Below are 14,650 nucleotides of genomic sequence, written 5' to 3' on the forward strand. Positions count from 1 at the left end.
AAGGGCCCCAAGGCTAAAACTAAGTGCTGCATTATACATGGGGCCCTACTTCCTTTTTACGCTATTCTAAGATTATTTTTGAATATGCCTGCGTAAATCCAAGGTATGCGGGAATTCATCAGAAGGTATTTCCATCGGCGGCTCCATCGCACGAGGAGGTTCCTCATTGACAAAAAACTCCCAGATATCATTGAATTCAGGCTGTGGTTCATGGCTGATTGGCGTATGCCCAAAGTCCCAGAATCGATTAATACGTCGCGATTCCGCTTCAAATGCATTCACCGGAAGTGTTTCATAACTACGCCCACCCGGATGAACAACATGATAGGTACACCCACCGATCGATTTACCGTTCCAGGTATCAAACAGATCAAACACTAACGGCGAATGTACACCAATCATAGGGTGCAATGCAGTTGGCGGATGCCAGGCACGATAACGAACCCCGGCAACATACTCACCATGCCGACCGGTAGAGCGCAATGGTATACGACGACCATTACACGCCAACACATAACGCCCTGGTGTTAACCCGCCCACTTTAACCTGCAAGCGTTCCATAGATGAATCTACATAACGGGACGTACCGAAGCTGCTCACCTCTTCTCCAAGCACATGCCAGGGTTCAATTGCCCAACGTAATTCAATACTCGTATCATCAATCTGCGCACGCCCATAATGCGGGAAGCGAAACTCCTCGAAAGGCGCCAACCAATCGAGCTGGAAAGGAAATCCGTGTTCTTGCAAGTCAGTCACAACTTCACGCAGATCTTCCCATACGTAATGAGGCAGCATGAAACGGTCATGCAACTCAGTGCCCCAACGTACCAGTGGTTTGTGATACGGATCTTTCCAGAAGCGTACAATTAAGCAGCGAATTAACAACGCCTGCACCAAAGACATGCGAGCATGCGGCGGCATTTCAAAACCGCGGAACTCTAGCAGACCCTGACGACCCGATGCAGAGCCCGGCGCAAACAGCTTATCGATACAGAATTCTGAACGATGCGTATTACCGGTAATATCCACCAACAAATTTCGCATTAGCCGGTCGACCAGCCATGGCTCACACACTTCGCCCTCTGGCATCTGTGAAAAAGCCACTTCCAATTCATACAACATCTCATCACGGCCTTCATCTACGCGTGGCGACTGGCTTGTCGGGCCAATAAACATGCCTGAGAATAGGTAAGAAAGACCGGGGTGATGCTGCCAATAAGTAACGAAACTACGCAACAAATCTGGTCGACGCAGGAAGGGGCTATCCGTAGGAGTCACCGCACCCAACGTAATATGATTACCACCGCCTGTTCCGGTATGGCGACCATCGATCATGAATTTCTCAGCGCACAAACGTGCCTGACGGGCTTCTTCGTAGATGATTTCAGTATTTTCGACCAAATCATTCCAGTTTGCCGCCGGATGGATATTCACTTCGATAACACCTGGATCGGGTGTAACCTTAAAGCAGTTCATACGACTGTCTTTAGGCGGCTCATATCCTTCAATCACCACCGGCAGATTCATCTCTGCTGCGGTATCTTCAATCAACTCGATCAACGCTACATAGTGTTCCAGATATTCTGTAGGCGGCATGAACAAGTAAAGCCGGCCATCCCGGGGTTCAATACATAACGTGGTACGAACAACCTCAACATCAACAGTAGACTTGGATTCACTTTTATCCGGACGTGCCTGTTTAACGCTTTCACCAGCATCGGCTAATGCATCGACAGGTTCGAACGGATCACGTGGCTGCGGGTCATCACGCTCGTCGGCCGCCACACGTGGCAAAGAATCCAATGGTAAGCGAAAGCCCATAGGCGAATCACCAGGAATCAGCGCTAACGTTTCACTGCGTAATGGCCACGGACTGGAAAGCCAGTGATTAGTCGAATAATTCCAACCAATAGGCAGGCAGTATCCTATCGGATCGCCCAAACCCTGAGTTAATACTTTAGCGAGTTTCTGCCGCTCAAGATCATCTTTAAGATCCACTTTACGCGGATCAACATTAGTCGGCAAAGACTGCTCCCGCCATAAATAGTAGAGAGTATCCTCGTAGGCGGGTACTAAATATTTAGAGCGCAATCCGGCACGTTTTGTCAGGCTACGTGCGAATGTTTCTGCTTCTTTAACAGTCACGCCATAGTCTTTATCGATTCGCGCTAACAGATCATTATTGCGCCATAAAGGCTGACCGTCAGTCCGCCAGAAACACCCTAGCGCCCAGCGCGGTAATTCCTCACCGGGATACCATTTACCTTGTCCATAATGAAGAAAGCCATCCGGAGCAAACTTATCCCGCATACGCAGAAGCAGATCTTTGGAGAGACTCAGTTTATCGTCACCCAATGCACCCGTATTCCACTGATCAGAATCCATATCATCAATGGAAACAAAGGTAGGCTCGCCACCTTGTGTCAGACGTACATCTAAATCGTTTAGCTGTTTATCGACCGCTTTACCGACGGCATCAATGCATTTCCATTGCTCATCGCTATAAGGCTTGGTAACACGAGGGTCCTCGTGAATACGAACAACCTCATTACTGTAATCAAACGCTACTTCACATTTATCCATACCACCGCTAATGGGTGCAGCAGAACCCGGCGAAGGCGTACAGGCCAGTGGAATATGTCCTTCACTGGCAAATAAACCCGAGGTAGGATCCATACCAATCCAACCAGCGCCGGGAATATAAACCTCACACCATGCATGCAGATCGGTGAAATCTTTCTCCGGACCAGACGGTCCATCTAGCGACTTAATGTCTGAAGTCAACTGCACCAGATAACCGGAAACAAAGCGCGCAGCCAGCCCTAAGTGACGGAAAATCTGCACCAGTAGCCAGCCAGTATCGCGACACGAGCCTTTCATGATCGTCAGTGTTTCTTCACACGTCTGAACACCAGGCTCCATACGGATGTTATAACCGATATCGCCCTGCAGTCGCTGGTTGATAGCCACCAGAAAATCGTTAATCGGCATCGGCTCTTGTGGAACCGTCTTTAGCCATTCCTTGATGAGCGGACCATCATCGGTAATCTCAAGGTAAGGGTGCAGCTCCTCTTTTAACGTTTTGTCATAGGTAAATGGAAATTTTTCAGCTGACTCTTCGACAAAGAAATCAAACGGATTAATGACCGTCATGTCAGCAATAACTTCGACTTCAATACTCAGGTGTCTGGTCTTTTCCGGAAACACGATACGTGCCAGAAAGTTACCAAACGGATCCTGCTGCCAGTTAATAAAGTGGTCTTCAGGGCTGATTTTTAACGTGTAGCCATGAATAGGCGTCCGGGAATGCGCTGCAGGGCGCAATCGAAGTACATGAGGCGATAACGAAACCAAGCGATCAAATTTGTATTCGGTTACATGATGTATAGCTGTGCGTATAGTCATTCTGTGCCTCTTTTAAGCATGGCGAACCAATTTTGATTAAAAACCTGATGCAAATTACCAAGATTAACCTGCTGTTGATTGAGGTATTCACGAAACTCGAACCCTAACCGCTTATCTGAATCCAGCTCAAATTCAACTTCGAGCATTGTATGTAGCGCTTTTTTAGCAGCCGCGTTATTAGGGAGATTTTTAATGCCATTAATCATACTGTCTATGCAAAATCGAAAACTACGCGGAAAGTCAGGATTTTCTAATAAAAACTCAGCCACATCTCTTTCATGAACCGCACTACGCATCGTCCGTCGATAACTTAATTCTGCAGAACTCGAACGCAACACATTGCCCCACACTACCTGGCTGATGTGCATATCCGTTTCGACTTCACCTTCAAGCTGAGCAGCGGCACCCGCATCCAACAAACGGGTTGTCATATCCGCTCTTTCAAGATTGCGCCCTAAGCGCAGAAACTGCCAGGAAGCATCCCGACACATCGTTCCCGTCAAAAGGCCATTAATCTGCTGACAGCCTTTAATAATATTAGTCAGAAACTCGTGACGGGCACTACGATTAATGCCCTGCTGTATATTTTTGGTGGCATAGATAGACAGCTCATTAACCATTTCCCAGCTTTCCTGCGGCAATACATCTCGCGTAGTTCGCACATTTTCACGAACCATTTTAAGTGCAGAAAGCATTGACGAAGGATTGGTATCATCAGCTAATAAAAATTTAACAACATTGCGCTCATCATGATTTTTATAACGGCTCTCAAATAACGCTTCTGCGCTATTCAGAGTCACCAGGTTATACCAACTGATATCGAACTCACCGGGAAGATCAAACAACAAACTGTCATACACGCTGACCAGTCGTGCTGTGTTTTCTACACGCTCAAGATGACGAGCGATCCAATAAAGTCTCTCTGCAACTTTAGATAGCATCAGCAGTACCTCCGTTAACAATCCAGGTATCTTTACTACCGCCGCCTTGCGATGAATTCACAACCAATGATCCTTTTTTCATGGCCACGCGAGTTAACCCACCCGTCGTGACATAGCTGTTTTTGCCTTGCAGTATAAATGGACGCAAATCAAGGTGCCGCGGTTCAACCACACCTTTACCGACCAGTGTAGGCGATGTCGATAAAGCAAGTGTCGGTTGCGCCACATAGTTACGCGGATCAGCCTTAATTAATTTAATAAAGTGGGCTTGTTCTTTTTTAGTAGAGTGAGGGCCTATCAGCATACCGTATCCGCCAGACTCATTGGCAGGTTTGACTACCAGTTCAGCGATATGATCAATCACATATTGACGATGTTCAGGATCATCACATAAATAGGTTTTAACGTTTTGTATCAACGGCTCTTCTTTCAGATAATAACGAATAATATCCGGCACATAGGCATATACCACCTTATCATCAGCAACCCCTGCACCCGGCGCATTAGCCAAAGCTACGTTGCCAGCCCGCCATGCACGCATCAAACCAGGAACACCCAACACTGATTCTTTTTCAAAAACTTCCGGGTCAAGAAACATATCATCGATACGACGATAAATGACATCAACACGCTCCAGCCCGGCGATGGTACGCATATACACGCAATCATCATCACCAACAACCAAATCACTTCCTTCCACCAACTCAGTACCCATTTGTTGAGCAAGATATGCATGCTCAAAATAAGCAGAGTTAAAGATACCAGGAGTCATAACGACAATTTCGGGGCGTTTAATACGGCGTGGAGAGATAGACACCAGCGTGTCAAATAACCTGGAGGGGTAATCGCCAATGGGCATAATACCCTCTTTCTCGAATAGCTCGGGTAATACCCTTTTCGTGATCGACCTGTTTTCCAGCATGTAAGCAACGCCCGACGGCACGCGCAGGTTATCCTCAAGCACATAAAATTCGCCATCAGAATCACGTACCAGGTCTGTTCCACAAATGTGCGCCCATACACCATGTGCGGGTTTCATACCGATGCATTCGGGCCTGAAGTTTTTTGAATCACGAATAATATGCTCGGGAATAATGCCATCTTTTATAATCTGCTGTTTATCGTAAAGATCACCAATAAACATATTCAACGCTTTTAAGCGCTGTTTAAGGCCGGCGGCTGTTGTTTCCCACTGCTGCTTTGAAATAGTGCGAGGAATAATATCAAAAGGCCAAGCTCGGTCAATATTGCCCTCTTCGGTATACACGGTAAAACTGACACCCATTTCATGGATGGTCGCTTCAGCCATCTGCCGCCGCGCTTCAAGCTCACCTTCGTCCAAAGAAGCCAGGTGTTCTACTAACCTCTCAGCCGATACTCTTGCTTCTCCATTCTCTCCAATCAGTTCATCAAAAAAATTATTAGGATCGTACTGATTCCAATCAATGCTCATATTAGATGCGTCCTATATCAAATACCAGTGGCAACCTATGGACTATTAAATGCACTAAAAAAGCGCAGCGAAGTTCATAAATTACATTTAGAGGGCAAAAACCATATATACAACACCCTTTGCGTAACATATAGCAATAAGCACACCAAAGAAACCAGTGAACAAATAAATCTATTTAAGTATTCTTAAAGATAACAATCGCGACTGAGAGAGACAGCATGATTAAGTATATACCCGCATTTTTATTGCTTTTAGCCAGCACGTTAAGCCTGGCGAATGAGCCCGTCAGCAAAAGTTATTGGGGGTCAAAAGCCATTGGCGGACACGACACGGTTGAGTACCACTCACCTGTGGTCAGAACTCAGCATAAGGAGGTCGCCGGAGATAAACGCTTTGCCGTTAAGTGGAATAATGCTTCCTGGCACTTCGCATCGCAGGCATCTGCTGATAAATTTGCTGCGGATCCCGAACACTATCGCCCTGAATATAATGGTTTTTGCTCAAATGCTCTAAGCCTTGGCGAAGGGCTGATCACAACCGATGGAACCGTTTGGGAATTTTTTGGCGATAAACTGCATCTGTTTTATGCCGAACAGGGCCGTCAGCGCTGGTTAAACGGGGATTGGAAAACCTATAAACAACAAGCGGACAAAGCATGGGTAGCGAAACTCAATAATGCAGAATACTAAACAATGGTTTGCTAGACGCTCTTTTTTGAAAATATAGCGGGTTTAAAAATAGATTTTTGTGACGTTATTCGATATCCATTAATCAAATGCCAGAAAATAGTGCTTTTATATGAGCAGCATTCACGTTTAATTGAAATGAACTCAGTAAATTCATTCGTGATTTGCTTTATCATATGCACCTTTATTTCTCGTATTGGATAGTATTCGATGGCTCAGACGATTTCACAACAACTCGAAGCAGCACTCCAGCAACGCATCATGATTCTTGATGGCGGCATGGGAACCATGATTCAGGGCTACCAACTGGAGGAAGCTGACTACCGGGGTGAACGTTTTGCCGACTGGGCTTCTGATGTCAAAGGTAACAATGACCTGCTGGTTCTGACTCAACCCAAGATCATCAAAGATATTCACCGCGACTATCTGGACGCCGGTGCAGATATCATCGAGACCAATACCTTTAACGCAACCCAGATTGCGATGGCTGATTACAATATGGAATCACTCAGCCATGAAATCAATCTGCAAGCCGCCCGGCTTGCTCGCGCCGCCTGTGATGAAGCCACCGCTGAAACGCCAGACCGTCCACGTTATGTAGCTGGTGTGCTTGGCCCGACTAACCGTACTTGCTCTATCTCGCCGGATGTTAATGATCCTGGCTACCGCAATGTCAGCTTTGATGAGCTGGTAGAAGCTTACACCGAATCGATTGACGGTTTGCTTGAAGGTGGTTCCGATATCATTCTGATTGAGACCGTGTTTGATACACTCAACGCCAAAGCCGCCATCTATGCCGTTGAACAATACTTTGATGATCACAACTTACGTGTACCGGTAATGATCTCTGGTACGATTACCGATGCATCCGGCCGTACACTTTCAGGACAGACAACAGAAGCTTTCTGGAATTCAGTTCGCCATGCTAACCCTATTGCTATCGGGCTCAATTGCGCACTCGGCCCAAAAGAACTTCGCCAGTATATTGAAGAGCTTTCGCGCATTGCTCAATGCCATGTTTCTGTTCATCCCAATGCCGGTTTACCCAACGCCTTTGGCGAATATGATGAATCCCCGGAAGAGATGGCCGATGAGATTGGCGAGTGGGCAGCTTCTGGCTTTTTAAACATTGTGGGGGGGTGCTGTGGTACAACACCAGAACATATCCGTGTTATTCGTGAATCAGTAGAGAAGCACTCTCCTCGCCAGATTCCCGACCTGCCCATCGAAATGCGCTTAGCAGGGTTAGAACCCATGCATGTGGGTGCCGACACCTTATTCGTCAACGTCGGAGAGCGAACCAACGTTACCGGATCAGCAGCCTTCAAACGCCTGATTAAAGAAGGCGATTATGAGACGGCTCTGGCGGTCGCGCGCCAACAAGTTGAAAACGGTGCCCAGATTATCGATATTAACATGGATGAAGGCATGCTGGATTCAGAAGCGGCGATGGAGCGCTTCTTAAAACTGATTGCCTCCGAACCTGATATCTCTCGCGTCCCTATCATGATCGACTCTTCCAAATGGGAGGTGATCGAAACCGGCCTGAAGTGCATTCAGGGTAAAGGGATCGTTAACTCTATTTCGATGAAAGAGGGTGTCGCAAAATTTAAAGAACAGGCGAAATTAGTTCGCCGTTACGGTGCTGCTGTTATCGTCATGGCGTTTGATGAAGTAGGACAGGCTGACACCCGCGAACGTAAAATCGAGATCTGTGCTGAGTCCTATCGTATTCTGGTGGATGAAGTGGGTTTCCCGCCAGAAGATATTATTTTTGACCCTAACATCTTTGCAGTTGCCACCGGTATTGACGAACACAACAACTATGCACTTGATTTTATTGAAGCAACGGGCTGGATCAAACAGAACCTGCCTTACGCCAAAATTTCAGGGGGCGTTTCTAACGTATCCTTCTCATTCCGCGGCAACAATCCGGTACGTGAAGCGATTCATTGCGTATTTCTTTATCATGCCATTCAACAAGGCATGGACATGGGGATTGTTAACGCCGGACAGCTGGCCATCTATGATGACCTTCCCGAAGAGCTGAAAGAGCTGGTCGAAGATGTTATTCAGAACCGCCGCTCAGACTCTACGGAGCGCCTGCTCGCCGTTGCTGATAAATATCGTGGTGATGGATCAGAAGAAAAAGCGCCCGAAACTCAGGAATGGCGGTCCTGGGAAGTTAACCAACGCTTATCACATGCCTTGGTTAAAGGAATTACCGACTTTATTGATGACGATGTAGAAGAGTGCCGTCAAAACTACGAGCGCCCTATTCAGGTTATCGAAGGCCCGTTAATGGACGGCATGGGTATTGTCGGTGACCTTTTTGGTTCCGGCAAAATGTTTCTGCCGCAGGTGGTCAAATCTGCTCGCGTGATGAAAAAAGCCGTGGCGTATTTGATGCCCTTTATTGAAGCCGGTAAAGCTGACAGTGAATCCAGCTCAGCGGGTAAGGTCGTGATGGCGACGGTAAAAGGCGATGTGCATGATATCGGCAAAAACATTGTCGGTGTCGTACTGCAGTGTAACAATTTTGAAATTATCGATCTGGGCGTCATGGTGTCCGCTGAAAAAATCCTGACGACCGCCCGCGAATCTAACGCCGACCTGATCGGCCTCTCGGGTCTGATCACGCCATCGCTGGACGAAATGGTACATGTTGCTAAAGAGATGCAGCGCCAGGGTTTTAGTATTCCGTTAATGATTGGTGGTGCCACAACGTCAAAAGCACATACCGCAGTGAAAATCGAACCCTCGTTTAAACGTGATCAGGTAGTGCATGTCACAAATGCTTCACGTGCTGTCGGTGTCGCATCCGCGCTGTTATCGAAAGACAGAAAATCATCTTATATCAAAGAGATACAAGAAGATTATCAAGCAACACGTGAACGTCATGCAGCCCGCCAAACGGATAAACGCCGCGTACCTATCAATGTAGCCCGGAGTAACAAGTTCAACATTGACTGGGATAACTACACACCGCCGGTACCAAACCAGCTTGGCATCCAGGTTATCGATAATCTGGATCTGAACATCCTGCGTGACTATATCGACTGGAGCCCGTTCTTCCACTCATGGGAACTGGCCGGACGTTATCCGCGCATTCTCAGCGACGAAGTGGTGGGCGAAGAAGCGACTAAGCTGTTCGCCGATGCACAGCGCGTATTAGATGACCTGATCAATAACAAAAAACTACAGGCACGCGCAGTCTACGGACTGTTTCCTGCTAACAGCGTCAATGATGACGATATAGAACTGTATACGGATGAGACACGCTCAGAAGTATTGATGACGTTACATCACTTGCGCCAGCAAACGGAGAAAATTGCCGGCAAACCCCATTTGTGCCTGTCCGACTTTATTGCACCTAAAGCAAGCGGCAAAGCTGACTATCACGGAGCCTTTGCCGTAACAACAGGCTTTGGCGTAGACGAATTGGCAGCGATGTATGAAGCTGACCATGATGACTATCATAGTATTATGGTTAAAGCTCTGGCTGACCGCTTAGCAGAGGCCTTTGCAGAATACCTGCACGCCGTTGTGCGTAAAGAAGCCTGGGGGTATGTGGCAGATGAAAATCTGCAGAATTCAGATCTGATCAAGGAAAAGTATCAGGGTATACGTCCTGCCCCTGGCTATCCAGCCTGCCCGGATCATACTGAAAAAGGTTTGCTGTGGGAGCTATTGGATGTAGAGGCCCGCACAGGTATTACCATTACTGAGTCTTACGCTATGCTACCTACAGCTGCAGTGAGCGGCTGGTATTTCAGTCATCCTCAATCCCAGTATTTTGGTGTTGCCAAGATTGGTGAAGATCAGGTTAATAATTATGCAACACGCACCGGCATGGAAATGCATGTTGCTGAGCGCTGGTTATCGCCAAATCTGGGGTATGAGCCGGAAGAGTGATCATCAGCATTCTTTAGCTTTCATTAGAAATATGCACCGTGGCTATTCACCTCGGTGCATATATCGCTTACGGCTTTTATAACTCTTATTACTTTTATAACTCTTATAAGGTATGAATGACTGTAAGAACTAAGTGCCAGGTGACGAGTATTGCTCAGACAATAGCATAACCGCTTGAGTGGCCAATACATTAAGCTTATCCCCACCTTCTTGAGCATAGGCTATAAGCTCTTCTTTCATGGAGCGGGCCCAGAATTTTTTTATATGAGTTGCGATAAACTCAACGGACTCAGCATCGGTATCCAGATGGTTATTATCAGCAATTTGGTTTGCCATGATAATTAGCTGATCTAACTGCGAGTGACTCATATTCTGTTTGCTCCAATACTGCCAAACTTATGTAATAAATAAAGTGATTCTGCTGTGTCGTTAATTATTAGATGCCACTTATTCAGAATCATATGTTCGCTCAGGGCTGTAACTCACATGCCGATGCGGGCGTGCAAAGCCAATCAGTTGTAACCCTGCTTCTCTGGCTAAGCGCAAAGCCAAACCGGTGGGTGCAGAAACAGCCACAAGCGCATTAATACCTACGGCTGTCACCTTCTGTACCATTTCATAACTTGCACGGCTGGATATCAACACAAACCCCTGCTGCATATCGATGCCTTCGCGCACTAATGCTCCGATAAGCTTATCGAGCGCATTATGACGCCCCACATCTTCCCGAATCATTAATATATCACCCTGTTTATTGCACCAGGCAGCGCCGTGACAAGCGCCTGTAAGCGCTTGCTGTGGCTGATTCTGATCTAGCTTCAGAACTGCATTTTGAATTGCCTGATCACTGACATGGCCAGGGCTTGTCAGTACTTTAATCGGCCTTACGGCTTGCTCAAGTGATTCAGCCCCGCACAGGCCGCATCCGGTGCGACCCGTTAGATTACGTCGTTGTTGTTTCAGCTGCATCATACGCTGCGAAGCAATATTCATCTGCACCTCAACTCCGGCATCGTGTTGTTGCAGTTCAATGCCATAAAGCTCATCTGCGCGGGTGAGAATGCCTTCTGTGATACTGAAGCCTAATGCAAAATCCTTTAAGTCATTTGGGCTGGTCATCATCACGACATGTGAAATGCCGTTATAAACTAAGGCGACCGCCACCTCTTCCGCGACGTTGTCATGCGCAAGACTCAGATCACCCCGCTCCCAGCGATTAACAGAAACGCTCGCATGCAGCTCAAGTTTCAAGTCTTCTTGCAAGCCTTGTTGCAAGTCTGATTCTGCGCCAGGTTCAACGTCCTTATGAATGACCATTGTCGGGCACGCAGCCATTACCGACTGACCTCTTCAGAACGATGGCGACGACCCTTTTTAAGGTAATCTTGTTGCTTTTTATTGAAGTCTTCAAAATTCTTCTGCCATTCAGACGGTTGCGTTACCTTCTCAACCTGAACTGCCGTGACCTTATACTCCGGACAGTTTGTCGCCCAATCTGAGCTATCCGTCGTAATTACATTGGCGCCACTGCCGGGATGGTGGAATGTTGTATACACCACACCTGGCTGCATGCGTTGACTAATGACAGCACGCAGTACCGTTTGCCCTGCACGACTACTGATCCCCAACCAATCGCCTTGATTAACACCGCGCTCTTCGGCATCATGCGGATGAATTTCCAGCACATCTTCATCGTGCCATGTTTGGTTTTCTGTCCGACGCGTTTGTGCGCCAACATTGTATTGCGAAAGAATACGCCCCGTTGTTAACAATAGCGGGAAGCGTCGGGTCGCACGCTCATCTGTTGCGACATACTCAGTAATTGCCAAGTTACCTTTGCCAATAGGAAAGTCTTCCACGTGCATAATGGGCATCCCGTCAGGATGCTGTTCGTTGCATGGCCACTGAATACTTCCCAGTTCTTCTAAGCGGTCGTAACTTACGCCGCTAAAGCTAGGTGTAAGACTGGCAATTTCATCCATAATTTCCGACGGGTGGCTATAATTCATCTCATAACCTAACGCGTTAGAAAGCGCTACCGTCACTTCCCAATCTTCTTTTCCTGCCAAAGGCGGCATGACCTTACGAACACGGTTAATGCGTCGCTCCGCATTAGTAAACGTGCCATTTTTCTCCAGGAATGTGGAGCCAGGCAACAAAACATGGGCAAATTTTGCCGTTTCATTTAGGAAGATATCCTGCACAATCACACATTCCAGCGCTTTAAGTGCAGCTTCTACATGCTGAGTATTCGGATCGGATTGCGCAATGTCTTCACCTTGCACGTACAAGGCTTTAAAGCTTCCAGCCAGTGCCGCATCAAACATGTTAGGAATACGCAAACCGGGTTCATCATCAAGTTTAACGCCCCATGCTGCTTCAAACCGGCCGCGCGCTTCATTGTCTGCTACATGCTGGTAACCAGGCAGTTCATGAGGAAAAGACCCCATATCACAAGAACCCTGTACGTTATTCTGGCCGCGTAGTGGATTAACTCCGACACCTTCGCGACCAATATTGCCGGTAGCCAATGCTAAGTTGGCAATACCCATAACCATGGTTGAACCTTGACTATGCTCAGTCACGCCCAGTCCATAGAAGATCGCGCCGTTACCGGCATTGGCATAGACCCGGGCCGCCCTTCGTACATCCCCGGCATCCACACCGGTAATGCTTTGCATGGCTTCGGGTGAGTTACGCTCTTCTCTGATAAATGCCTGCCACTTGAGAAATGCTTTATCGTCACAGCGCGAGGCTATAAACGCTTTATCTTCAAGACCTTCGCTCATAATGGTGTGTGCCAGTGAGTTCACTAAGGCGACGTTAGTACCCGGACGCAACGGTAGATGGATAGCATCTTTGAGATGAGGGGTTTTGAGTAGATCAATTTTGCGTGGATCAGCCACAATGAGCTGCGCACCTTCTCGCAAACGACGACGCATCATAGAAGCAAACACCGGATGTGCATCGGTCGGATTGGCGCCGATCACCAGCATCGTATCGGTGTGTCTGATTGAGTCAAATGTCTGCGTTCCGGCAGACTCACCCAGCGTAGTTTTCAAACCATACCCCGTTGGGCTGTGACAAACGCGGGCGCAGGTGTCCGTGTTGTTATTACCAAAAGCCGCACGAATCAATTTCTGCACGAGATAGGTTTCTTCATTCGTACAACGGGAAGAAGTGATACCACCAACACTTTCCCGCCCATACTTCGCCTGTACTTCTTTCAAACGTTTTGCAGCAAAACCAATCGCATCTTCCCAGCTTACTTCACGCCATTGCTCATCGATATTGTCGCGGATCATCGGGGTTTTTATTCGATCTTTATGGGTTGCATAGCCAAAAGCAAAACGCCCTTTAACACATGAATGCCCCTGATTTGCTTCGCCGCCTTTATAAGGCACCATGCGCACGACCTGGTCACCTTTCATCTCCGCTTTAAACGAACAGCCAACGCCGCAGTATGCACATGTTGTTACGATACTGTGTTCTGGCTGCCCCATCTCAATGACGTTATTCTCCATTAACGTCGATGTTGGACATGCCTGCACACAAGCACCACAGGATACACAGTCCGAATCGAGAAAGGAGTCATCCTGCCCTGCTACAATTTTTGATTCAAAGCCACGCCCGTCAACGGTTAGCGCAAATGTACCCTGCACCTCTTCACAGGCACGCACACAACGCGAACAGACAATGCATTTACTCGGATCAAAGGTAAAATAAGGGTTGGATTTATCCTTTTCAGCATCCAGATGGTTATGGCCATCAAAGCCATAGCGCACTTCACGCAAGCCGACAGCACCCGCCACATCCTGTAATTCGCAATCGCCATTTGAAGGGCAAGTTAAGCAGTCCAGCGGATGATCAGAGATGTATAATTCCATAATGTTGCGACGCAGTTTGCCAATTTTTTCATTCTGCGTTGTTACTTTCATACCGGCCTCGACCGGTGTTGTGCAGGAGGCCGGAAAGCCGCGACGACCTTCAATTTGTACGGCACAAAGCCTACAGGAGCCAAATGCTTCTAGATTATCGCTGGCGCATAGCTTTGGAATATTAATATCGGCCAGTGCTGCCGCTCGCAGTACTGAGGTCCCTTCTGTAACGGTGATCTCAACACCATCTACCTGTAACGTAATCAGGTTTTCTGACAGGCGCTGCGGCGTACCATAATCTTTATTGAAATCCATGTGCTCAGGATTCTGCTGCGTAGCGCCTTTTTGTTTTGGATCATAATGCTGCAACAT

At 47.5% G+C, this 14,650-nt stretch carries 8 protein-coding genes; 2 read left to right on the forward strand and 6 right to left on the reverse strand.

Going from position 1 to position 14,650, the window contains the following annotated elements:
- Positions 1-72: 72 nt before the first annotated feature.
- The 3 genes from ABY436_RS00510 to ABY436_RS00520 are packed head-to-tail and all read right to left on the reverse strand — an operon-like array spanning position 73 to position 5,799.
- Complete coding sequence (locus ABY436_RS00510) at positions 73-3,405, reverse strand: DUF2126 domain-containing protein (RefSeq protein ID WP_372737070.1); 3,333 nt, start codon at positions 3,403-3,405, stop codon at positions 73-75.
- The gene (locus tag ABY436_RS00515) at positions 3,402-4,346 is read right to left on the reverse strand and encodes an alpha-E domain-containing protein (protein WP_372737071.1); all 945 of its coding nucleotides are present in this window, start codon (positions 4,344-4,346) and stop codon (positions 3,402-3,404) included. Before ABY436_RS00515 ends, ABY436_RS00510 begins: the two co-directional genes overlap by 4 nt.
- A complete protein-coding gene (locus tag ABY436_RS00520; protein WP_372737072.1) occupies positions 4,336-5,799 on the reverse strand; it encodes a circularly permuted type 2 ATP-grasp protein in 1,464 nt (487 codons plus the stop codon). The genes ABY436_RS00515 and ABY436_RS00520 overlap by 11 nt, the downstream gene beginning before the upstream one ends.
- Positions 5,800-6,017: 218 nt before the next feature.
- On the opposite strand from ABY436_RS00520, the gene ABY436_RS00525 reads away from it, so the two are divergent.
- Positions 6,018-6,488, forward strand: a complete 471-nt coding sequence (locus ABY436_RS00525) for a YHS domain-containing (seleno)protein (RefSeq protein WP_372737073.1) — start codon at positions 6,018-6,020, stop codon at positions 6,486-6,488.
- Between the two features lie 207 nt (positions 6,489-6,695).
- On the forward strand, positions 6,696-10,400 hold the full coding sequence (metH, locus tag ABY436_RS00530) for a methionine synthase (RefSeq protein ID WP_372737074.1): 3,705 nt from the start codon (positions 6,696-6,698) through the stop codon (positions 10,398-10,400).
- Between the two features lie 129 nt (positions 10,401-10,529).
- Here metH and ABY436_RS00535 read toward each other — a convergent pair whose 3' ends face one another.
- The 3 genes from ABY436_RS00535 to fdhF all read right to left on the reverse strand — a co-directional run bounded on the left by ABY436_RS00535 (position 10,530) and on the right by fdhF (position 14,650).
- Positions 10,530-10,769 (reverse strand): formate dehydrogenase subunit delta, encoded by a 240-nt coding sequence (locus ABY436_RS00535; protein WP_372737075.1) that lies wholly within the window; start codon positions 10,767-10,769, stop codon positions 10,530-10,532.
- A 78-nt stretch (positions 10,770-10,847) separates the two neighbouring features.
- The gene (gene fdhD / locus ABY436_RS00540) at positions 10,848-11,735 is read right to left on the reverse strand and encodes a formate dehydrogenase accessory sulfurtransferase FdhD (protein WP_372737076.1); all 888 of its coding nucleotides are present in this window, start codon (positions 11,733-11,735) and stop codon (positions 10,848-10,850) included.
- Positions 11,735-14,650 carry a formate dehydrogenase subunit alpha gene (fdhF, locus tag ABY436_RS00545; RefSeq protein ID WP_372737077.1) on the reverse strand — a complete coding sequence of 972 codons (2,916 nt, stop codon included), beginning with the start codon at positions 14,648-14,650 and terminating at the stop codon, positions 11,735-11,737. The genes fdhD and fdhF overlap by 1 nt, the downstream gene beginning before the upstream one ends.

It is taken from the genome of Neptunomonas sp. (assembly GCF_041601355.1).
Taxonomy (GTDB): Bacteria; Pseudomonadota; Gammaproteobacteria; order Pseudomonadales; family Balneatricaceae; genus Neptunomonas.